Source organism: Ideonella sp., from assembly GCF_041914305.1.
In the GTDB taxonomy this organism is placed as follows: domain Bacteria; phylum Pseudomonadota; class Gammaproteobacteria; order Burkholderiales; family Burkholderiaceae_C; genus Ideonella.
Genome location: NZ_JAYSDQ010000008.1, coordinates 120214 through 139213, shown reverse-complemented (window position 1 = coordinate 139213; position 19000 = coordinate 120214). Strand labels below are relative to the sequence as shown.

15 protein-coding genes and 1 tRNA gene are annotated in these 19000 nt (G+C 68.4%); 5 read left to right on the top strand and 11 right to left on the bottom strand.

Features of this window, described 5'->3' with window-relative positions; translation table 11 throughout:
• Positions 1 to 55: 55 nt before the first annotated feature.
• The 5 genes from ACE3SG_RS12675 to ACE3SG_RS12655 all read right to left on the bottom strand — a co-directional run bounded on the left by ACE3SG_RS12675 (position 56) and on the right by ACE3SG_RS12655 (position 4262).
• The gene (locus tag ACE3SG_RS12675; RefSeq protein ID WP_374565419.1) at positions 56 to 2077 is read right to left on the bottom strand and encodes an ATP-binding protein; all 2022 of its coding nucleotides are present in this window, start codon (positions 2075 to 2077) and stop codon (positions 56 to 58) included.
• A gap of 82 nt (positions 2078 to 2159) precedes the next feature.
• Positions 2160 to 2861 carry a substrate-binding periplasmic protein gene (locus tag ACE3SG_RS12670; protein ID WP_374565417.1) on the bottom strand — a complete coding sequence of 234 codons (702 nt, stop codon included), beginning with the start codon at positions 2859 to 2861 and terminating at the stop codon, positions 2160 to 2162.
• Positions 2862 to 3124: 263 nt separating this feature from the next.
• Positions 3125 to 3201: transfer RNA gene (locus ACE3SG_RS12665), tRNA-Pro, on the bottom strand.
• A gap of 78 nt (positions 3202 to 3279) precedes the next feature.
• A complete protein-coding gene (gene rraA, locus ACE3SG_RS12660; protein WP_374565416.1) occupies positions 3280 to 3774 on the bottom strand; it encodes a ribonuclease E activity regulator RraA in 495 nt (164 codons plus the stop codon).
• A 20-nt stretch (positions 3775 to 3794) separates the two neighbouring features.
• Positions 3795 to 4262, bottom strand: a complete 468-nt coding sequence (locus ACE3SG_RS12655; RefSeq protein ID WP_374565414.1) for an Lrp/AsnC family transcriptional regulator — start codon at positions 4260 to 4262, stop codon at positions 3795 to 3797.
• A gap of 106 nt (positions 4263 to 4368) precedes the next feature.
• Here ACE3SG_RS12655 and yedA point away from each other — a divergent pair, with 106 nt between their 5' ends.
• Positions 4369 to 5280: a drug/metabolite exporter YedA gene (yedA, locus tag ACE3SG_RS12650; protein WP_374565412.1), complete on the top strand. Its 912-nt coding sequence runs from the start codon at positions 4369 to 4371 to the stop codon at positions 5278 to 5280.
• Between the two features lie 3 nt (positions 5281 to 5283).
• On the opposite strand, the gene ACE3SG_RS12645 is transcribed toward yedA, so the two are convergent.
• Entirely contained in the window at positions 5284 to 7014 is a 1731-nt protein-coding gene (locus tag ACE3SG_RS12645) for a thiamine pyrophosphate-binding protein (RefSeq protein ID WP_374565410.1), read from the bottom strand.
• A gap of 131 nt (positions 7015 to 7145) precedes the next feature.
• The gene (locus ACE3SG_RS12640; RefSeq protein WP_374565409.1) at positions 7146 to 8390 is read right to left on the bottom strand and encodes an MFS transporter; all 1245 of its coding nucleotides are present in this window, start codon (positions 8388 to 8390) and stop codon (positions 7146 to 7148) included.
• A 178-nt stretch (positions 8391 to 8568) separates the two neighbouring features.
• On the opposite strand from ACE3SG_RS12640, the gene ACE3SG_RS12635 reads away from it, so the two are divergent.
• The 4 genes from ACE3SG_RS12635 (at position 8569) to ACE3SG_RS12620 (ending at position 11886) form a co-directional block, all read left to right on the top strand.
• Entirely contained in the window at positions 8569 to 9381 is an 813-nt protein-coding gene (locus ACE3SG_RS12635; RefSeq protein WP_374565407.1) for a helix-turn-helix transcriptional regulator, read from the top strand.
• Positions 9382 to 9512: 131 nt separating this feature from the next.
• Entirely contained in the window at positions 9513 to 10625 is a 1113-nt protein-coding gene (gene nadA / locus ACE3SG_RS12630; protein WP_374565405.1) for a quinolinate synthase NadA, read from the top strand.
• 18 nt (positions 10626 to 10643) lie between these two features.
• The gene (nadC, locus tag ACE3SG_RS12625) at positions 10644 to 11516 is read left to right on the top strand and encodes a carboxylating nicotinate-nucleotide diphosphorylase (protein ID WP_374565404.1); all 873 of its coding nucleotides are present in this window, start codon (positions 10644 to 10646) and stop codon (positions 11514 to 11516) included.
• Positions 11517 to 11601: 85 nt separating this feature from the next.
• A complete protein-coding gene (locus tag ACE3SG_RS12620) occupies positions 11602 to 11886 on the top strand; it encodes a late competence development ComFB family protein (RefSeq protein ID WP_374565402.1) in 285 nt (94 codons plus the stop codon).
• Between the two features lie 9 nt (positions 11887 to 11895).
• Here ACE3SG_RS12620 and ACE3SG_RS12615 read toward each other — a convergent pair whose 3' ends face one another.
• The 4 genes from ACE3SG_RS12615 to ACE3SG_RS12600 all read right to left on the bottom strand — a co-directional run bounded on the left by ACE3SG_RS12615 (position 11896) and on the right by ACE3SG_RS12600 (position 18985).
• Positions 11896 to 13062 (bottom strand): HD-GYP domain-containing protein, encoded by a 1167-nt coding sequence (locus ACE3SG_RS12615; protein WP_374565400.1) that lies wholly within the window; start codon positions 13060 to 13062, stop codon positions 11896 to 11898.
• A 75-nt stretch (positions 13063 to 13137) separates the two neighbouring features.
• Positions 13138 to 14784, bottom strand: a complete 1647-nt coding sequence (gene nadB, locus ACE3SG_RS12610; protein ID WP_374565399.1) for an L-aspartate oxidase — start codon at positions 14782 to 14784, stop codon at positions 13138 to 13140.
• A gap of 200 nt (positions 14785 to 14984) precedes the next feature.
• Positions 14985 to 17576 carry an ATP-dependent chaperone ClpB gene (gene clpB / locus ACE3SG_RS12605; RefSeq protein ID WP_374565397.1) on the bottom strand — a complete coding sequence of 864 codons (2592 nt, stop codon included), beginning with the start codon at positions 17574 to 17576 and terminating at the stop codon, positions 14985 to 14987.
• Between the two features lie 137 nt (positions 17577 to 17713).
• The gene (locus ACE3SG_RS12600; RefSeq protein WP_374565395.1) at positions 17714 to 18985 is read right to left on the bottom strand and encodes an acyl-CoA dehydrogenase family protein; all 1272 of its coding nucleotides are present in this window, start codon (positions 18983 to 18985) and stop codon (positions 17714 to 17716) included.
• Between the last annotated feature and the right edge of the window lie 15 nt (positions 18986 to 19000).

Here is a 19000-nt window from a genome sequence, read left to right as displayed (position 1 = left end):
TGCCGATCGGATACGCGGGGCAGCGCGCTTTGGATGCCTCATCCACGCCAAGCTTCTAGTCATTCTTGGCCGGGGCATCCAGTTCGTCCTGCAGAGTATCCACAGCCGCCCGCTCGGCGCCGGCTGCGCCATCGTCGACCCACACCAGGCCCAGGCATTCGCCGATCTTGCGCAGCAACAGGTCACGGTCGATCGGCTTGCCGACGAAGGCATTGGCACCGGCGAGCGCCATGCCCTCTTGGTCTTCCCTGGCCACGCTGGCCGAGATGGCGATGACCGGGGTGTTCGCGGTCTCGGGCGTGCGGCGGATGCGGCGTGTGGCCTCCATGCCGTCCATCACCGGCATCGCGATGTCCATGAAGACGATGTCGGGCCGGTGCTCGAGCGCCTGCGCCAAGCCCTCGCGGCCATCGGTGGCCAGATGGATCTCGAACCCCAGGCCACCGAGCAGGTCTTTCAGCATCTCGCGGTTGGCGGCCACGTCGTCGACGATCAGCGCGGATCTCTTGGGCCCTCGATACGCCACGATCACGCGCTGCCGCACCGGCGCCGGCGCCACCCTGCCGGTGCCCAGCGGCACCCGCACATCGAAGCTGAACTTGCTGCCGACACCGGGCTCGCTGTGCACCTGGATGTCGCTACCCATCAGGCGCACCAGTTGCCGGCTGATCGACAAACCCAGGCCCGTGCCGCCAAACCTGCGGCGCACATCGCCCACCTGCTCGAAGGGCTTGAAGATGCCCTCCAGCTGGCTGGGGCTCATGCCGACGCCGGTGTCTTCGATCTCGAAATGAAGGCGCGCCTGCATGAAGGCCGATTCGGCCATCGACACCCTCATCACGACGTGGCCCGCATCGGTGAATTTCACCGCATTGCCCAGCAGGTTGAGCAGCACCTGGCGAAGCCGCTTCTCATCCAGTTGCACGACGTCGGGCAATTGTTCGGCGAGCTCGAAGCGGAACTGCAGGTGCTTTTGTTCGGCCCGCACCCGCATGATGTCGGCAATGCCGAGCAGAAACTCTTTCAGCTTGACTGGCTCTGGCAACAGTTCGAACTTGCCCGATTCGATCTTCGACAGGTCCAGCAGGTCGGTGATCAGCGTCAGCAAATGCTCGCCGCTTTGCTGGATGGTGTTGAGCCCGAGCGTCTGCCGCTCACTCAGGCCCTTGTCGAACTTCAGGATCTGCGCATAGCCGAGGATCGCGTTCAGCGGGGTGCGCAGCTCGTGCGTCATGCTGGAAAGAAAGGTGCTCTTGGCCTGGTTCGCCACATCGGCCCGCTCTTTGGCCGCCTGGAGCTCACGGGTGCGTTCACGCACCAACTCTTCCAGGTGGTCTCGGTGGCGCTGCAGCTCGAGTTCGGTCATCGCGCGCTGCCGAATGTCCTGCTCGAGCATCTGGTTCTTGGTCTCGATCTCGCTGAACAGCGCCTGCAGCGCCTGGCGCGTGTGCTCCAGGCTCGCGCCCAGGCGGCCGAGCTCGTCTTTTTGCTCCCAGACGAACGGCGTCGACAAGTCACGCTCGGCCAGGCGCCCCGACTCGCGCATCAGCCGCTTGACGGGCAGCAGCACGCGGCGCTGCAACAAGGTCACGATCAGCACCAGGCTGAGCAGCAGTTGCCCGAGCACGGTCCAGCCGAACAGGCGCCGGTCGCTGGCGATCTCAGCGTCGAGCAGGCCCCTGTCCATCTCCAGGCTGACGCGGCCGATGACCTCGCCGCCCTGGCTGACCACGTTGCGCTCCAGCTTCAACTGGCCGTCTGGCCCGCCCTGGCGGCGATCGGGGAATTCTTTCGACAGGAACTCTCGGCCCTTGGTGTCGCGCACGGCGATGGCCACGATGCGCCTGTCGCTGAGCAGCGATTCGAACAGCGGCAGCCCACCGGCGGGGTTGAGGTTCCACAGCGGCTCTTGCATGCCGAGCGCGAGAATTTCGGTCAGGCGCTCGTGGTCCGACAGCATGCGCTGCGTCAACGCCTCTTGGCGCTGGCCCAGCATCAGAAAACTGCTGACGGAAACCGGGATCAGCAGGCCGACGACAACCGTCAGGACGATCGCGGTTCTCAGTTTGGCGCGCATCAGGTTTCGTGACTTCAAAACTCTGAAAACATCCGCAGCCCCGCCCTGTATCGGCTGCAGCCCGAGCTTGTCATGCGGCTGCTCACTTGGCCTTCAGTTTCACGTCGCTCTCCAGCTGTTGAAAGTAGGCCGCCTCGATCTTCTTGATGTCGACGTTGCGCAAGGCCGCGTCGAAACTCTGCTGAAGTTTCTGCCCGGCCGGCGTTCGGTGGAAACAGACGTGAAGCGACAGCTCTGCCAGCACGTTTTCGTGAAACTCGATGCGCTCGCGTTCACTGTTCAGCGACGGATCAGTCAGCACCAGATAGCGCAAGACCGACTTGTCGATGACCGCCGCCTGCACCCGGTTGGCCAACAGCTTCTTCATGTTGAACAGGTCACCCGGCGAGGCATCGATCGTCAGCTTGCCTTGCTTGGCCAGCGCGTCGAATTCGGCGCCGTTCGAATACCCGGCCACCACCCCGATCTTGACGCCGACCAGGTCGGCCACCGTATGCCATTTGACGGGGTTGTCCTTCAGGTAGGCCAGGCCCAGCGTGCTGTGGCCCATGGGCGCCGAAAAGTGGCACTGCCGAGCACGCTCTTCGGTGTAGTAGGCCGGAAAGTACCCGGTGTAGCTGTCGTCTTCCCGGCCCACCTGCATCGCACGGGTCCACGGGAAGTAGTCCACCTTGATCGTGTAGCCGAACTGCTTGGCGACCGCCGAGGCCACCGCGCCGGACAGGCCGTCTTGCGCCAGGCCGGGGCCCACGTAGGGCAGCCACTCGAGGCTGGCCAGATGCAAGACGGAGGCAGGCGCCTCGGCGTGTGCCGCAGCCGGCGCCGAGCCAGCCGCGCCCACGAACCCAAACACCAGGAGTGGGCGTAGCAGGCGGGCAACGTACATGCGCGGTCTCCTGTGCGAGGGCCGAATGCCGCCAGGGCATTGGCATCGTCAAGAAACCAGTATCGTACGAAGTGGGGGCTAAGTGCGGGCCGAGCCGTGGCCGAATTTGCCTTCGGGCCCGCTCAGGCGGCGCGCCGACAGGCGCCGAGCAGATGGTGGAATGGTCGGGGTGAGACGATTCGAACGTCCGACCCACTGCTCCCAAAGCAGTTGCGCTACCAGGCTGCGCTACACCCCGACGAAGCTGCGCATTGTAGCCTTCGCCCTCAACAGGCGGCGCCGATTCTGTGGCCTTGGCACCTCATTGGCGCCCAACTCAGAGCGCCGTCGGGTAGACCACCACGCCGTCCTCGTCGGCGTAGAGCCACTCGCCGGGGCGCACCCACTCACCTTGCACACGCACCGGCTGGTCGAGCTGGCCTTCGTCGCGCTTTTGCGAGGGCATCGGGCAATGGCCAAGTGCGAACACGCCGACATTGGCCGCCCGCAGCTCGGCGAGATCGCGCACCGCACCGTTGATCAGCACGCCGGCCCAGCCGTTGCTGGCGGCAAAGTTGGCCAGGTTGCCGCCCAGCAGCGCGCGCTGCGTCGAGGCACCGCCGTCGACGACGATCACCCGACCCTCGCCCGGCGTTTGCACCAGCGCCCGCAGCACCGAGTTGTCTTCGAAGCAGCGCACCGTGCGCACCGGGCCATGAAAGGCAGCGCGGCCGCCGTACGAGCGGAACACGCCGCGCAGCACGCGAAAACCGCTGTCGTCTGAATCACGGAAGCGGTCGCACAGGTCGCAGGTGGAAACTGGTTTGTCCATGGCAGTGACTCAAGCAAGCTTCAAGCCGGTGGATTCTCGCTGCGCGCCGGCGCGATCGGCTGGTGTTCGCGCACGGCCTTGAGGATGATCGAGGTGCTGGTCACCGACAGCTCGCAAAAGCGCGACACCACGGCGTCGAGGTGGGCCACGTCGGTTACCGCGATGTCGAGCACCCAGCTGTCTTCGCCGGTCACGTTGTAGGCATTGACGACCTCGGGCGTGTCCTGCACCAGCTTGACGATGCGCTCGAACTCGGTGCGCCCCACGCGGATGACCGCGCGGATGCCGTAGCCCAGCGCCTTGAGGTTCACGGTGGCGCGGTAGCCGGTGATCACGCCGGCGGCTTCGAGCTTGCGCACCCGCTCTGTCACCGCGGGCTGCGACAGGTGCACGCGGCGCCCCAGCTCGGTCATCGACAAGCGGGCATCGGCCTGCAGTTCGGCCAGGATTCGGGCGTCGTAGCTGTCAAAGTCGATTGCAGAAGGCATGGCCAAAGCGTATCACCGCAATGACATTGAAAACAAAGGCTAACCCGCATCATCACCTTGCATGGAATATGGAAACGAAGCGTCTGCTTGCCTAACATTCATGCCCATGACGACCACCATTGCCACCCGCCCGCCCGTCTTCGGGTTGTCGCCGTTGCTGATCGCCTGCCTCGCCGCCACCTGGTTGGTGTGGGGCTCGACCTACCTGGCGATCAAGTACGCGCTGCTCAGCTTCCCGCCCTTCTTTCAGATGGGCACGCGCTTCATCGCCGCCGGGGCGCTGTTGATGGTGTGGCTGCGATGGCGCGGCACGCCCATGCCCACACGCGCCGAATGGCGCAATGCGCTGATCTGCGGCACCTTGATGCTGGGCGGCGGCATGGGCGGCACGGCGGTGGCCGAGACCTCGGTCGGCTCCGGCGTAGTGGTGGCCTTCATCGCGGTGCTGCCGCTGATCATTGCGCTGATCAACCTGTGCTACGGCGTCAAGCCCGGGCGCATGGAAAGCGCCGGCATCGCCGTGGGCGTGGTCGGCGTGCTGATGCTCACGCAAGGGGCGAGCTTTCAGGCGTCCACCCATGGCTTGATCGCCGTCACCGTGGCCTGCGTCAGCTGGTCGATCGGCAGCGTGCTGAGCCAACGCACCCTGCCCCTGGCGCCCGGCGCGATGGGCTTTGCCAGCGAGATGCTGTGCGGCGGCGTGGTGCTGATGGGGCTGGCCGCCGCCAGCGGTGAAACGCCGGTATGGCCGCCGCAACCCGAGGCCGTGGCCGCGTGGTTCTACCTCGTGGTGTTCGGCTCGTTGATCGCCTTCAACGCCTACATGGTGCTGCTGGCCCAGGCCTCGGCCGGGCTGGCCTCGAGCTACGCCTTCGTCAACCCGGTGATTGCGATGCTGCTGGGCGTGGCGATCGCCGGCGAGTCGGTCACCGGCTTCGAGTGGGCCGCCGTGGCGGTGGTGCTGGCCGGCGTGGTGCTGCTGGTCGGCAGCCGCGCGAAGCAGACGCCGGGCCAGTAACGCTCAGCCGCCCGTCGCCGCGCCCTGCTGCCTGGCCAGCGCCGCCTCGCGGATGCTGGTCAAGGTGCCCCGGGTGTGGCTCACGTCGGTATCGAGCTTCAGGTGCAGCAGATTCGGCCGGCCGGCCTTCAGTGCGACAGCGAAGGCCGGCTCGAAATCCTCGGTGCGTTCGACCGTTGCGGCCTGCCAGCCATAGGCGCGGGCGAGTGCTGCGAAGTCGGGGTTCGCCAGGTAGGTGCCGCTGACCCGGCCGGGGTATTCGCGCTCCTGATGCATGCGGATGGTGCCGTAGGTCGCGTTGTCGACCACGATGCTGATCAGCCGGGTCGCACCGTAGGCACTGGCGGTCGCCAGCTCTTGCCCGTTCATCAAGAAATCGCCGTCGCCGGTCAGGTTGATCGCCAGGCGATGCGGCTGCGTCAGGCTCGCCGCCACAGCAGCGGGCAGGCCGTAGCCCATCGAGCCGGCCGTCGGCGCGAGTTGCGTCTTGCCGGCCAAGGCCAGCCCGCGGTAGCGCAGATAGCGGTGCAGCCAGCCGGCGTAGTTGCCGGCGCCATTGGTGTAGACCGTGTCGGCCGGTGCCAGGCGCTCGATGGTCTTGATGACCTCGGCCATGTCCAGCGGTGCCACCGGCGGGTGCACGCGGTTGGCCTCGTAGTCGGCGTGGGCCGAGGCTGTCCACTCGCCCCAAGGCAGTTCGGGCGGCGCGGCCAATGTCTCCAGCGCCTTGCCAGCGCAACTGAGCGAGGCTTGCAGTGCGATGTCGGGCGCGTAGACGCGGCCCAGTTCTTCGGCGCCGGGGTGCAGATGCGCCAGCACCTGGCGCGGCCGCGGCGGCGTCAGCAGCGTGTAGCCGCTGGTCGTCATCTCGCCCAGGCGCACACCGACCGCCATGACCAGGTCAGCCTCGTCGCGAATGCGTCGGGCCAGCGCCGCGTTGATCGCAATGCCCACGTCACCGGCGTACTGCGGGTGTTGGTTGTCGAAGGTGTCCTGGTAGCGGAAAGCGCAGCCGACCGGCAGTTGCCAGTTCTCGGCAAAGCGCTGCAGGGCCAGTGCGCTGTCGCGTGTCCAGCCATGGCCGCCGACGATCATGAAAGGCCGCTGGGCCGCCAGCAGCCGGGCCCGCAGATCGCGCAGGGCGCCGGGTGCAGGCCAGGCTTCGGCCGGCTCGGCGCGCGCCAGCACCGGCGCAGCGGTGGGCGTGGTCAGCAGGTCTTCGGGCAACGCCAGCACCACCGGGCCCGGGCGGCCTTGCATCGCCACATGGAACGCACGGGCGATGTACTCGGGCAGGCGGTTCGCGTCGTGCACCTCGGCCACCCACTTGGCCATGCCGAGCGTGCCGGGGCCGAAGACCTGGCGGTAGTCGAGCTCCTGAAAGGCTTCGCGGTCGCGCTGGTCCGAGGCCACCTGGCCGACCAGCAGGATCAGCGGCACGCTGTCTTGAAACGCGGTGTGCACGCCAATCGCCGCGTTGGTGGCACCGGGGCCGCGCGTCACGCAGCAGACACAGGGCCGGCCAGTCAGCCGCGCATGGGCGTCGGCCATGAAGGCGGCGCCACCCTCTTGCCGGCAGGCGATGAAGCGAATCTGTTCGCGGTGCTCGTGAAAGCCATCGAGCACGGCGAGGTAGCTTTCGCCCGGCACGCCGAAAACGGTGTCGACACCCTGGGCGACAAGCGCCTCGACCAGGGCATGGCCGGCGAGGCGCGGAGAGTTGGATTCAGGCATGCGCGGCACTGTAGCGCGGGACAGTGAGGCCCCACGCCCCCTCCCGGGGGCTGCCCCCAAGGGGCTCGCGCAGCGGACCGGCAAAGCCGGATCCGCGCACGCCACTTGATACGCGGCGACGCTGCGCGCGCCTAGGCGGGATGTCTCCGGCGGAAAACGCCGACGAGGCTCGCGGCGGTGATGCCCAGCACCATCGCCAGCGCGGCGCCGAGAAACACGCCGTTGGCGGCGCCGCGGTCCATCAGCGCCCCAAAGATCGGTGCGGCCATCGCAAAACCCACGTCCAAGCCCGAATACACGGTGCCGTAGACACGGCCGGTGGCCCCTGGGGGCGCGGCGCGCTTGATCAGCATGTCGCGCGAGGGGCCGGCCAGGCCGGTGCCGAAGCCGGCCACCGCGGCCAGGCCTGCGGCCGTCACACCCGACAACCAACCGCTGCCGGCCAGCAGCAGCAACACCGCCGAGCCGGCCATCGCGATGCCGATGTTGCGCTCCAGCGCATGCGACCGGGCCACCAGGAAGCCACCGATCACCATGCCCACCGCGCCACACAGCATGTAGCCGGTGACGACGAACGCAGTGATCGTTGCGGGCAGGCCATACATCGCCTGCAGCGCCGGGCTGGCAAAGCTCTGGATCGCGCTCAACGCCGCGGTCGTGAAGAAGAAGAACGAGAAGCACAGCCACACCGACGGCAGGCGCAAGAAGGCCATCGGGTGCTCGGGCTGACCCGCGGCGGCGGCACCGGGCTTTTCATGCGCCCAGGCGCCCTGGCTGTCATCGATCGCGTCGCGGTTCAGCGCCAGCAGCAGCATCACGGCCAAGGCGACCAATGCGCAGCCCACATAGGCCATGCGCCAGTTGCCAGTGGCTTCGCTGATGCCGATCGAAAACACCGGTGCCAGCGCCCACCCCAGGTTGCCCGAAATGCCGTGCACCGAGAACGCATGGCCCAGCCTCGGCTGCGACACGCGCTTGTTCAGGATGGTGAAGTCCACCGGGTGGAACGGCGAGTTGCCCAGTCCGGCCAGCGAGGCCGCCAGCACCAGGCCGCCAAAGCCGTTGGCCGACGCCGCCGCCAGCGCCGCCAGGATGAAGCAGCCCAGCGCCGCAAACAGCACCGGCCGCGCGCCGGTCTTGTCGACCAGGAAGCCGGCCATCGCCTGGCCGATGCCAGAGATCACGAAGAAGGTGGTAACCAGCAGCCCCAGCTCCGAATAGCTCAGGCCGAAGTCGCGGATGAACGCCGGGAACAGCGGCGGCAGCAGCATGTGGAAGAAGTGCGAGCAGCCGTGCGCCAGGCCGATCAGGCCGATGGTGGCGAAGTCGCGGCGCGCTGCGGCCGCGGCAGGCAGAGGGACGGTGACTGAATTCATCGGCCCACTGTAGGCAGCCCGAGGTCGTCCGGGTTACGATAGCTCGACAAGTTCTATCGAATTCATGCCAACGCGCCCCGCCCCCCTCGCCCACCGCAGCCGGACCAGCGTGCCGCCGCTGGACCCGATGCGTTATGCGCCCACGGACGCACGGCCGTTGCGGGGCAAAGCGCGCCACATGGCCCACCACATGGACATCCAGCCCCACTGGCACAGCTGGGCGCAGCTGGTGTTCTCGATGAGCGGCGCGGTGCGGGTGTCAGCCTTCAAGGAGCGAAAGGTCGCTCCCGAGCGTCATGACCAGCTCGAAGGCTGGGTGCCGCGGCCCGGCCCAGGCGGCGCCGGGTCTGACAGCAGCTACCTGGTGCCGCCTTCGCGCGCCGTGTGGATCCCGCCCGGTGTGGTGCATGCCGTGACCGCCGTCGAGCAGGCCGACCTGCGCACGGTCTACCTGCACGAGAGCGCCGTGAAGCAGCTGGCCGCCAGCGGCGACTGGAGCCAATGCCGCGTGCTCGACGTGACGCCCCTGCTGCGCGAGCTGGTGGTGCAGCTGGCGACCGCGCCCGACGGTGACGCCGTCGACGAGCCGGACCGTGCCCGCGAGGTGGGCATCAACACCCTCATCCTCGACGAGCTGCGCCGCGCCCGCAGCCTGCAGCTGGGTTTGCCGCTGCCGCGCGAAGGCCGGCTGCGCCGCGTGTGCGAGGCGATGCTGGACGAGCCGCTGCGCCACGCCGACATCGAAGGCTGGGCCGCCGAGGCCGCGACCAGCGCGCGCACCTTGTCGCGCTGGTTCACCGAAGAGCTGGGCACCAGCTACGGCCAGTGGCGCCAGCAACTGCTGCTGGCCAAGGCCTTGACGATGGCCGCGCGCAAGCTGCCGATGCAGTTGATCGCCGCCGAGCTGGGCTATGCCAGCCCCAGTGCGTTCAGCGCCATGGTCACGCGCGCCGTCGGCATGCCGCCGAGCCGGTTCTTTGCCGAGGCTTGAATGGAGCACCCGGTTGCGGAGTACCGCAACCACCCTCCGAGAGGGTGCGCGGCCGCTTCGGAGCGGCCGTGCGCTGGCCGCGCCAAGACCCTGTCTCCGCCCCGCGAACCCCTGCCACCTAGAATTTGCCCATGACAGAAGCCGTCTACGACTACACCCGGCAAGATGCGACCGGTGCGACCTGCACCGCGCATGCCTGGGCCAAGGTGCCGCCGCCGTTGACGCGGCCGCAGCGAGATGAACTGAAGGCCAAGGCCGCCGCGCTGCTGAAGGCGAAGAACGCGGTGCTGGTCGCCCACTACTACGTCGAAGACGACCTGCAGGACCTGGCGCTCGAAACCGGCGGCTGCGTTGCCGATTCGCTCGAGATGGCCCGCTTCGGTCGCGACCACGCGAGCCAGACGCTGGTGGTGGCCGGCGTGCGTTTCATGGGCGAATCGGCCAAGATCCTGTCGCCCGACAAGCGGGTGCTGATGCCCGACCTGGACGCCACCTGCTCGCTCGACCTGGGCTGCCCGCCGGACGACTTTGCCGCCTTCTGCGACGCCCACCCAGACCGCCAGGTCGTCGTCTACGCCAACACCAGCGCCGCGGTGAAGGCCCGCGCCGACTGGATGGTGACCAGCTCGTGCGCGCTGGCCATCGTGCAGCACCTGAAAGACCAAGGCCAGAAGGTGCTGTGGGCCCCCGACAAGCACCTGGGCCGCTACATCCAGGAGCACACCGGCGCCGACATGCTGCTGTGGAACGGCGCCTGCATCGTGCACGACGAGTTCCGCGCCACCGAGCTCGAGCTGCTGAAGGCCGAGTACCCGAATGCGATGGTGCTGGTGCACCCCGAATCGCCCCAGGCGGTGGTCGACCTGGCCGACGTGGTGGGCTCGACCTCGCAGATGCTGAAGGCGGTGGTCGACGGCGCGGCGAAGGAATACATCGTCGCAACCGACAACCAGATCATGCACCGCATGCGCCAGTTGGCCCCGGGCAAGACCCTGATCGAAGCACCGACCGCCGGCAACTCGGCCACTTGCAAGAGCTGCGCCCATTGCCCGTGGATGGCGATGAACGGCTTGCAAGGAGTGATCGATTGTCTCGAAAGTGGCCAGGGCGAGATCCACGTCGACCCGGCTGTCGCGCGCGACGCCGTGCGCTGCATCGACCGCATGCTCGACTTCGTCGCCAAGAACCCGAGCGCGCTGGCGCCTCGCGTGCAAGGCATGGTGCGCGGCATCGGCGCCGCCTGACCCCTGACCAGATCCCCCATGTTCGACCACGACGAAACGCTGGAAGAAGCCCGCGCCCGCAATGTGCGCGACGCGCTGTTCGAAGACATCGGCCGCGCCGACTGGACGGGCCTGCTGGTCCCTGCCGGCCGCCGCGTGCATGCGCGCGTGACGGTGCGCGAAGAGGCCGTGCTGTGCGGGCGCGACTGGTTCGATGCCTGCCTGCACGCGCTGGACGCCAAAGGCCGCGTCGACTGGCACTACGACGAAGGCGCACTGATGGGCGCCAACACGCCGGTCTGCGAGATCGAGGCCGATGCGCGCGCGCTGCTGTCGGCCGAGCGGCCGGCGCTGAACTTTCTGCAGCTGCTGTCCGCCACCGCCACGGTGACGCGCCGGCACGTCGATGCGATCGAAGGCGCCTCGCCCAACCCGCGCGGCTGCGCGGTGCTCGACACGCGCAAGACCATTCCCGGCCTGCGCCAGGCCCAGAAATATGCGGTGCGCGTGGGCGGTGGCCAAAACCAGCGGCTGGCGCTGTGGCACGGCATCCTGATCAAGGAAAACCACATCGCCGCAGCCGGTGGCATCGGCCCCGTGTTGCGCAATGCGCGCGAGCTGAATGCCGGGGTCGAGATCCAGATCGAGGTCGAATCCCTGGCCCAGCTGCAAGAGGCGCTCGACAACGGCGCAACCAGCGTGCTGCTGGACAACTTCAGCCCATCGCTGATGAAAGACGCCGTTGCCCTGGCCGCCAACCGCGCGCTGCTCGAAGCCTCGGGCGGCATCACGCTCGCCGGCCTGCGCGAGATCGCCGCCACCGGTGTCGACCGCATCTCGATCGGCAAGCTGACCAAGGACGTGATCGCGGTCGACTACTCGATGCGGGTGCTCGATCGGCTCGGCGCCTGAAACTTCACGCAATCCCGATGGACCAATGCCGGCCGCCCGGGTGACACTGCCAACCTGTTCGACCCTGGCTCAACCCACACGACGCATGGACTCCGCCTCGATCCACAACTTCTACGAAAAAGTCGTGTTCTCCGCCGTGCAGGAACAGGCGGGCAACTACCCCCACCTGCAGGCCAACAGCGACACGCTGGCCGACATCGCCTGCGTCGCGCTGAACCGACTGCCGCCGCGCTACATCCGCCACGACGTGGACTTTGCGTTCTTTCAGACCGAGCATGAGCGCGCCGAGTCGGAACGCGCGGTGCAAGAGGCGGTCGAATTCGCCTTCGGCTTCGTGCAGGCGCGCAACGCGATGCGCGCGCGGCGGTAGACAGCGGCCCTAACGCACCAGGCCGTAGACCCGCTCGGGCAGCACGCGCGCCAGGCCTTTGCGATCGCCGGCCGCACCGGTGATCGCGAACTCGGGCTTGGCGGTGTCGCGAAGCGAGGTGCCGGCCACCGGCTGGCCCGCGGTGTTGGTCAGGCTGGCCACGATCGGCGTGGTCGCGCTGGCGCCGCGGCGGGCCACCACGCCGATCTCCCCGTTCTTCAGCACCACCAGGTCACCCGGCGGGTACAGCCCCATCGCCTTGATCATGCCGGTGGCCATCGGGCTGCCCTGCTCGTCCTGGAACAACTGCCTCGCCGCCACCTGCACCGGCACCGCCGGGCGAAAGGCCCGGGCGCTGATCTTGGCGGTGAAGACATCGACCACCCGCAACGCGTGCGACATCTCGCTCGTGGCCGCGGTGCCCTGCGGGTAGCCGGTGCCGTCTGAGCGCTCGTGGTGCTCGCGCACCATGGTCAGCCAGTCGCTGGCACCGACCCCGGCCGCCTGCAACAGCGTGGCCGAGGCCTCCGGGTGCGCGCGGATGGTCTGCTTTTGGCGGCCGGTCGGGGGGTCTGGCTGGACGGCCATCTGCGCCTGCAGCTCCTGGATCGAGACGTTCATCGTCAACGCCCCCAGCACCAGCAGCAGCTGTTGCTCGACCGACCAGGCGAGCTGGCGACCCAGCACCACGGCCAGCGTGGCGGCGTGCAGCGCATGCGTCAGCGCATACAGCGCAAATCGCTGCTCGGACGGGCGGATGGTGACGAACAGCGCAATGTCGACGTCGCGCTCGATCTGGCTCAGCACATTGCGGCCCAGCGCCTCCAGCTCTGGCGCGCAGGGCATGCCGGCGTTGACCTTGCGCAGCAGCGCGTCGAGCTCCCAGACCAGCTTCTCCCAGCGGTCGAACAGCGAGGGTTCGCGGTAGGTCGACATCAGCGGGTCGCCGCCGCCCGCGCGGGCCGCCTGGCGCTCGCGCCGCACGGTGGCGGCCTGTTCGCTGTCCACCCAGGCGCCGCGCTCGAGCAGCATCGCCAGCTGGGTGTCGCCGACGATCACCTGGCCGGCGGCCAGCAGGCGGCGGCCGAACTCGTCGTGCACGTGGAAGGGCAAAGGTTGGCCGATGACGACCAGGTCCTTGACGGTGACGAGCGGCGCGCGCTGCGCTTGACTCATGGGCGTTGCCCCCTGGCCCGTCGGAGACGGGCCCCGCCCTCAGTATGTAGCCGAAGTGACGGCCGGCGGCAAGCCTCAGTGCGCGCCGCTGCGCGCCGGGCGGGTCAGCACCGTGGGGAAGCTCACGGGCAAAGTCAACGGAAAGTCGCGGCTGTAGTGCAGGCCGCGGCTTTCGTGCCGCACCAGCGCCGAGCGCACGATCAGCTCGGCGCATTCGACGAGGTTGCGCAACTCCAACAGATCGCGCGTGACGCGGAAGTTGGCGTAGTAGTCGTCGATCTCGCTGCGCAGCAGCTCGATGCGGTGCAGCGCCCGCTCCAGCCGCTTGGTGGTGCGCACGATGCCGACGTAGTTCCACATCAGCAGGCGCAGCTCGTCCCAGTTGTGCGAGATCACGACCTGCTCATCGGCGCTTTCGACCAGGCTTTCGTCCCAGGCCGGCACCGGTGGCACGGCCTGTTTTTCGCTGCGCAGGATCGAGCCGGCGCAGGTGCGCCCGATCACCACGCATTCGAGCAGCGAGTTGCTGGCCAGCCGGTTGGCGCCGTGCAAGCCGGTGTAGGTGGCCTCGCCCACCGCATACAGGCCCGGCAGGTCGCTGCGGCCTTCGAGGTCGGTCACCACGCCACCGCAGGTGTAGTGCGCCGCCGGCACCACCGGGATGGGCTGGCGCGCAATGTCGATGCCCAGCGTCAGGCAGCGCGCGTGGATGGTCGGGAAGTGCTCTTTCAAGAAGTCTTCGCCCAGGTGGGTGGCATCGAGCCACACATGGTCGACGCCGTGCTTCTTCATCTCGAAGTCGATCGCGCGGGCCACGATGTCGCGCGGCGCCAGCTCGGCCCGCTCGTCGTGCGCCGGCATGAAGCGTGGGCCCCACGGCTCTTCGGGCGTGGCGTTGCCGTTGGCCGGCAGGCGCAGCACCGCGCCCTCGCCGCGCAAGGCCTCGGTGATCAGGAAGCTGCGCTCTTGCGGGTGGTACAGGCAGGTCGGGTGGAACTGGATGAACTCCATGTTCGCCACCCGGCAGCCGGCGCGCCAGGCCATCGCGATGCCGTCGCCGGTGGCCGTGTCGGGGTTGGTGGTGTAGCGATAGGTCTTGCCGACGCCGCCGGTGGCCAGCACCACGGCGCGGGCCGGCAGGGTTTCGACGCGCTGGCTGTCGATGTCCAACGCGTAGACACCGTGACAGCGCGGTGGCGCGTCTTCGCGTTTCAGGTGCCGTTCGGTGATCAGGTCCACCGCCATCCAGCGCTCCTTGAGCGTCACCTTCGGGTGGGCCTTGGCGCGCGCCAGCAGTGCTTCGTGGATCGCGCGGCCGGTGGCATCGGCCGCATGGGCGATGCGGCGCACCGCATGGCCGCCTTCGCGCGTCAGGTGCAGCCCGAGCGGGCCCGACGGGTCGGGCGAGAACGGCACGCCCTGCGCCACCAGCCATTCGATGGCCTCGGGGCTGTGCTCGGCGATGAAGCGCGCGGTCTGCTCGTCGACCAGGCCGGCGCCGGCGTCTTGCGTGTCGCGCACGTGGGATTCGACGCTGTCGTCGGAGCCCAGCACGCCGACGATGCCGCCCTGGGCCCATGCGGTGGCACCTTCGCCGAGGTTGCGCTTGGCCAGCACAATGACCTGCTGGCCCTGTGCCGCCAGGTGCAGCGCCACTGTCAAGCCGGCCAGGCCGGCCCCCACCACGACCACGGGGGCCTCGGCCGCTGTCAGGGTTTGCATCTCGTCCAGCGCTCCAGGGCGTTCACAAAAGAGTCATTCTAGGAGCGGCCAGCAAACCACTGCGTCGAACGCGGCATCACGCCGGGCGCGGCTGCGCTGCGGTCGTCGCCGTCACGGCTCGGCGCCCAGCGCTTCGCAGGCGCAGCCCCAAAAGCGGAAAGGCGGCGCGGCCTTCGCCGCGCCGCCTGGGGCGGTTGGGTTCAATGCACGACGCGTTCGAACTTGAACTCGCCACCCTCGAAGCGCACCGGGATCACGTCCTTCGCGCCGAACTTGCCTTCGAGGATCAGCCGCGCAACCGGGTTCTCGATCTGCGACTGGATCGCGCGCTTGAGCGGCCGTGCGCCGAACACCGGGTCGAAGCCGACCTTGGCGATCTCTGCCAGCGCCTCGGGCGCCACGTCGAGCTTCATCTCCATCTTGGCCAGGCGGGTCTCCAGGCCCTTGAGCTGGATCTTCGCGATCGCCTCGATGTTGGCGCGGTCCAGCGCGTGGAAGACCACCGTCTCGTCGATGCGGTTGAGGAACTCGGGCCGGAAATGCGCCTTCACCTCGCCCCACACCGCCTCGCGGATGTCGTCGCTCGGCTGGCCGACCATCTGCATGATCATCTGCGAGCCCAGGTTGCTGGTCATCACGATCACGGTGTTCTTGAAGTCCACCGTGCGGCCCTGGCCATCGGTCATGCGGCCGTCGTCGAGCACCTGCAGCAGCACGTTGAAGACGTCCGGGTGGGCCTTCTCGACCTCGTCGAGCAGCAGCACGCTGTAGGGCTTGCGGCGCACGGCCTCGGTCAGTGCCCCGCCCTCTTCGTAGCCCACGTAGCCCGGGGGCGCGCCGATCAGGCGGCTCACCGAGTGCTTCTCCATGAACTCGCTCATGTCGACGCGGATCATGTGGTCTTCGCTGTCGAACAGGAACCCGGCCAGGGCCTTGCACAGCTCGGTCTTGCCCACGCCCGTGGGGCCGAGGAACAGGAACGAGCCGAGCGGGCGGTTCGGGTCCGACAGGCCGGCGCGCGAGCGGCGGATGGCGTCGGCCACCGCCACGATGGCTTCGTCCTGGCCGACCACGCGCTCGTGCAGCTTGGCCTCCATCTGCAGCAGCTTGTCGCGCTCACCCTGCATCAGCTTGCTGACCGGGATGCCGGTGGAGCGCGAGACCACCTCGGCAATCTCTTCGGCGCCGACCATGGTGCGCAGCAGTTGCGGCGCACCGGCGGTGCCCTTCTTGCCCGCTTCCTTGGCCTGAGCTTCCTTCAGGCGCTTTTCCAGCTCGGGCAGCTTGCCGTACTGCAGCTCGGCCACCTTGTCGAAGTTGCCCTTGCGCTTGAGCTCTTCGACCTGGGTCTTGATGCGCTCGATCTCTTCCTTGACCTGGGCCGAGCCCTGGGCCGTGGCCTTCTCGGCCTTCCAGATCTCTTCGAGGTCGGCGTATTCGCGCTGCAGCTTGACCAGCTCGTCTTCGATCAGGCCAAGGCGGCGCTGCGAGCCCTCGTCATGCTCCTTCTTCATCGCCTCGCGCTCGATCTTCAGCTGGATCATGCGGCGGTCCAGCCGATCCATGACCTCGGGCTTCGAGTCGATCTCGATCTTGATCTTGGCCGCCGCCTCGTCGATCAGGTCGATCGCCTTGTCGGGCAGGAAGCGGTCGGTGATGTAGCGGTGGCTCAGCTCGGCCGCGGCCACGATGGCCGGGTCGGTGATCTCGACACCGTGGTGCACCTCGTACTTCTCTTGCAGGCCGCGCAGGATGGCGATGGTGGCCTCCACGCTGGGCTCGTCGACCAGCACCTTCTGGAAGCGGCGCTCCAGCGCGGCGTCTTTCTCGACGTACTTGCGGTATTCGTCCAGCGTGGTCGCGCCGATGCAGTGCAGCTCGCCGCGCGCCAGCGCCGGCTTGAGCATGTTGCCGGCGTCGATGGCGCCCTCGGCCTTGCCGGCACCGACCATCGTGTGCAACTCGTCGATGAAGAGAATGATCCGGCCTTCGTCGGCCGCCACTTCCTTCAGCACGGCCTTCAGCCGCTCTTCGAACTCGCCGCGATACTTGGCACCGGCGAGCAGGCCGGCCATGTCCAGCACCAGCACGCGCTTGTTCTTCAGCGTGTCGGGCACTTCGCCGTTGATGATGCGCTGGGCCAGGCCTTCGACGATCGCCGTCTTGCCGACGCCCGGCTCGCCGATCAACACCGGGTTGTTCTTGCTGCGGCGCTGCAGCACCTGGATCGCGCGGCGAATCTCGTCGTCGCGGCCGATCACCGGGTCGAGCTTGCCCTGGCGGGCGCGCTCGGTCAGATCGAGCGTGTACTTCTTCAGCGCCTCGCGCTGGCCTTCGGCCTCAGCCGAGTCGACCGTCTGGCCGCCGCGCACCGCGGTGATGGCCGCTTCGAGCGCCTTGCGCGTGAGGCCGTGGCCACGCACGATGCCGCCCATGTCGCTCTTGGCGTCGGCCAGGGCGAGCAGGAACATCTCGCTGGCGATGAACTGGTCACCGCGCTTGCTGGCCTCTTTGTCGGCCGCCTGCAGCAGCTGGATCAGGTCGCGCCCGGGTTGCACCGGGCCGCCGCCTTGCACGCTGGGCAGGCCGTTGATGGCCGTGTCCATCGCGGTCTTCAGCGCCGCGGTGTTGGCGCCAGAGCGATCCAGCAGGGCCTTGGGGCCATCGGGCTGGGCGAGCATGGCCGCCAGCAGGTGCGAGGGCTCGATGTAGGGGTTGTCGCGCGCGACCGCTAAGCTTTGCGCATCGGCGAGGGCCTGTTGGAAGGCGGTGGTGAGTTTGTCCAGACGCATGGGTGGGAACCTCCGTTGCCACAAGACATGGGGCAGTCCCCAGGCCTTTTCAAGCCCGAGGATCGCCGCGCCGATGCCCGGGCGGATTGCGCCAGATCAAACGGCGGGCGGCACCTCGGGCCCGCGCCCGCCAGGCCCTACACCGGCTCGATCGCCTCGTCGCCTTCGCCGGGGTCGTACAGGCAGTCGCGGCCGAGCTGATCCAGGCACAGCTCGGCCGTCCACGGCAGCATCAGCGAGCCGCAGCGCGAATCGCGGTACAGCCGCTCCAGCGGCAGCGACTTCAGCATCGACGCGCCGCCGCAGGTGCGGATGGCCAGCGTGCAGACGGCGTTGGCGCTTTCCATGATCGTGTAGTGGCCGGCCAGCAGGCGCATGCGGGTGTCGGCATCGGGGTCGGGGCGTGCGTCGCGGGCGGTCTGCAGGAACAGCGCCCTCGCCTGCTCGAGCAGGATGCGCATCTGCGCCACCGCCTGCTGCTTGGTCGGGTACATGCGGCGCGGCACCGGCGGCATGCCGGGCAGCTCGGCGCGCAGGTACTGCACGGTGAAGTCGTAGGCCGCCTGGGCGATGCCCATGTACGGCGCCGCCATCGTGGCGAACATGTGCGGGCAACGCTGGCTGGCCTCGAAGTAGCGGCCCTCGGGCAGCAGGCGCGCGTTGTCGCGCACGAAGACTTCCTTCATTTCCAGGTTGCGCGACACGGTGGCGCGCATGCCCAGCGGGTCCCAATCGCCGCTCACCGTCACGCCGGCCGAATCGGCCGGCACGGCGAGGTACAGCGCATCTCGCTGCGAAGCGCCCGGCGTGTCCAGCGTGCAGAGCACGCCGTAGTAGTCGGCCACGCCGGCCAGCGTGGCGAACAGCTTGCGGCCGGTGACGAGGTAGCCGCCTTCGACCTTCTTGGCCAGCGTGCCCCACGGCGCCTTGCCCGCCGAGGCCGCACCACCTTCGGAGAACGGCTGCGAGTAGACGTGGCCGCGGCGGACGATGCGCTCGTAGTGCACGGCGCGGTGCGCCTCCTGGTCGGCCCGCTCGGCGGGGGTCAGGTCCAGCGCATCGGCGACCGGGCCGGCCCACAGCGACGCGCAGGTGTGCATGTTGAACGACAGCGCGGTCGCGCCGCAGTGGCGGCCGATCTCGGCGGCCACCAGCATGAAAGTGGTGAAGTCGGCGCCCAGGCCGCCGCGTTCGGCCGGCACGCACAGCGCCAACAGCCCGCTGTCGCGCAGGTCGCGGTAGTTTTCGGTCGGGAAGCTGGCATCGCGATCGTGCGCCGCGGCGCGCGGCGCAAAGCGGGTGCGGCCCAGCTCGGCAGCCAGCGCGACCAGCTCGCGCTGGCGCGGGCTCAACAGCGCCGGGTCACCGGCGATGTGGGGCGTGGGGTGCGTCTGCATGGAGGCGGTCATCGAAGTCCCCTGGTG

Excerpts from the sequence above, each read along its gene's own strand:
- ACE3SG_RS12655 (WP_374565414.1), bottom strand. The coding sequence starts at position 4,262 with ATGCCTTCTGCAATCGACTTTGACAGCTACGACGCCCGAATCCTGGCC.
- ACE3SG_RS12645 (WP_374565410.1), bottom strand. The coding sequence starts at position 7,014 with ATGCCTGAATCCAACTCTCCGCGCCTCGCCGGCCATGCCCTGGTCGAG.
- ACE3SG_RS12675 (WP_374565419.1), bottom strand. The coding sequence starts at position 2,077 with ATGCGCGCCAAACTGAGAACCGCGATCGTCCTGACGGTTGTCGTCGGC.
- clpB (WP_374565397.1), bottom strand. The coding sequence starts at position 17,576 with ATGCGTCTGGACAAACTCACCACCGCCTTCCAACAGGCCCTCGCCGAT.
- nadA (WP_374565405.1), top strand. The coding sequence starts at position 9,513 with ATGACAGAAGCCGTCTACGACTACACCCGGCAAGATGCGACCGGTGCG.
- nadC (WP_374565404.1), top strand. The coding sequence starts at position 10,644 with ATGTTCGACCACGACGAAACGCTGGAAGAAGCCCGCGCCCGCAATGTG.
- ACE3SG_RS12635 (WP_374565407.1), top strand. The coding sequence starts at position 8,569 with ATGGCCCACCACATGGACATCCAGCCCCACTGGCACAGCTGGGCGCAG.
- ACE3SG_RS12640 (WP_374565409.1), bottom strand. The coding sequence starts at position 8,390 with ATGAATTCAGTCACCGTCCCTCTGCCTGCCGCGGCCGCAGCGCGCCGC.
- ACE3SG_RS12620 (WP_374565402.1), top strand. The coding sequence starts at position 11,602 with ATGGACTCCGCCTCGATCCACAACTTCTACGAAAAAGTCGTGTTCTCC.
- ACE3SG_RS12600 (WP_374565395.1), bottom strand. The coding sequence starts at position 18,985 with ATGACCGCCTCCATGCAGACGCACCCCACGCCCCACATCGCCGGTGAC.
- nadB (WP_374565399.1), bottom strand. The coding sequence starts at position 14,784 with ATGCAAACCCTGACAGCGGCCGAGGCCCCCGTGGTCGTGGTGGGGGCC.
- rraA (WP_374565416.1), bottom strand. The coding sequence starts at position 3,774 with ATGGACAAACCAGTTTCCACCTGCGACCTGTGCGACCGCTTCCGTGAT.
- yedA (WP_374565412.1), top strand. The coding sequence starts at position 4,369 with ATGACGACCACCATTGCCACCCGCCCGCCCGTCTTCGGGTTGTCGCCG.
- ACE3SG_RS12615 (WP_374565400.1), bottom strand. The coding sequence starts at position 13,062 with ATGAGTCAAGCGCAGCGCGCGCCGCTCGTCACCGTCAAGGACCTGGTC.